Here is a 1,529-nt window from a genome sequence, read left to right on the forward strand (position 1 = left end):
CAGACTGTAGACAAATAGACTTTTAGAAGTAAAATTCTTCTAAAAGCCTATTTTTTGTTTTACTCATTCAAATTTGGGCAAAAAAATAAAGGCCTTCTGCCTTTAACTTAGCCAGGTGGCTAATTTCTTTAAGTTCATTGCAGCGAAAATCAACATCGTATGGCGGGCGACTTTTTCCAAGCTACGATACTTTGTCCACCGCATACCATGTTTTTCTTTACTATCCGCAAACACTCGTTCAATGGTTTCTTTTCGCCTAGGATATATTTTTTTATTGATATCCGTATGGCGTAAATCCTCGGCCACATCTAAATAATCTTGCCAAACATGTCGCGTAATGACTTTTTGGTGACTCTGACTTCTAGTACATTTATCCAAAACTGGACAACTTTCGCATTGATAAGATTTTGATTTATATTCTCGATAGCCGTCACGATTCACTGTAGAAAAAGATAAAATTTTATCTTCAGGGCAAAGGTAACAATCATGATATTCATCGTAAACGAAGGCAGTTTTTCTAAATAATTCTTTGTCTCCTCGGGGTCTTGTATAGGGTAAAACAGGACGAATTTCTTGATTAATCAGGGTTTTCGCAATAAACGGTGTTTTATAACCTGCATCTGCTACAACTGTGGTGACATGTTTAAAAGTGCGACGCACTTTTTCTAACAAAGGGATAGCTACCTGACTGTCATGAATATTTCCGGGAGTGACAATCGTTTCTAAGACAAAACCATGGTGGTCACAAATGGTATGAGCAGAATAAGCAAATTGTTTTTCTCGTTCACCTTTTACGTAATAGCCGCTTTCTGGGTCTGCTGGACTTATTTTTCGTTCCTTCAACTCACTTTCAATGCCCCATACAAAAGGGTTTTTGCCTTCTAAAATCCGTTGTTCATCAATTTCATTTTCTAATTCTTTTTGGTAAGCTTTCGCTTCAATATGAGTCAGCTTTTTAGTAAACCGATGTTTATTGGCATTGGCTTTGATGTGGGTGGAATCCATATACAGAACGTCTTCCGTAATAAAGCCAGCCTTCACGGCTTGTTCTAAAATATAAGCAAAAATCTCTTCAAATAAATCTGTCTCACGAAAACGACGAACATAGTTCTTACCAAAAGTTGAAAAATGGGGAATCTTTTCATTAAAATCAAAGCCTAGAAACCAGCGATACGCCACATTTGTTTCAATCTCTTTAATGGTCTGACGCATGGAACGAATCCCAAATAAATATTGAATAAACACAATTTTCACCAAGACCACGGGATCAATACTAGGACGGCCTAGCGTCGAATAAGTCGACTCTACGATAGGATAAATGAAATCAAAAATAATAGATTGATCAATTTTTCTTACTAAATGGTCTTTAGGAACCAGGTCATCCATAATAATCAACGTCATTTGATTGCGACCATTGGCATCATGTTTGGACATCATAGGCTTTCTCTCCTTAAATTCGTTTTCATAATTCTATTATAAAAGAAAAGACTGTAGACTTCATCCAGAAGTTGGACTTTGTCTACAGTCTG

Annotated in this window: 1 protein-coding gene; it reads right to left on the bottom strand. The window is 36.6% G+C overall.

Features of this window, described 5'->3' with window-relative positions:
- Nucleotides 1-102: 102 nt before the first annotated feature.
- A complete protein-coding gene (locus tag ACYSNU_RS18870; RefSeq protein ID WP_461738611.1) occupies nt 103-1,437 on the bottom strand; it encodes an IS1182 family transposase in 1,335 nt (444 codons plus the stop codon).
- Nucleotides 1,438-1,529: the final 92 nt, after the last annotated feature.

The organism is Enterococcus sp. LJL120 (genome assembly GCF_054871765.1).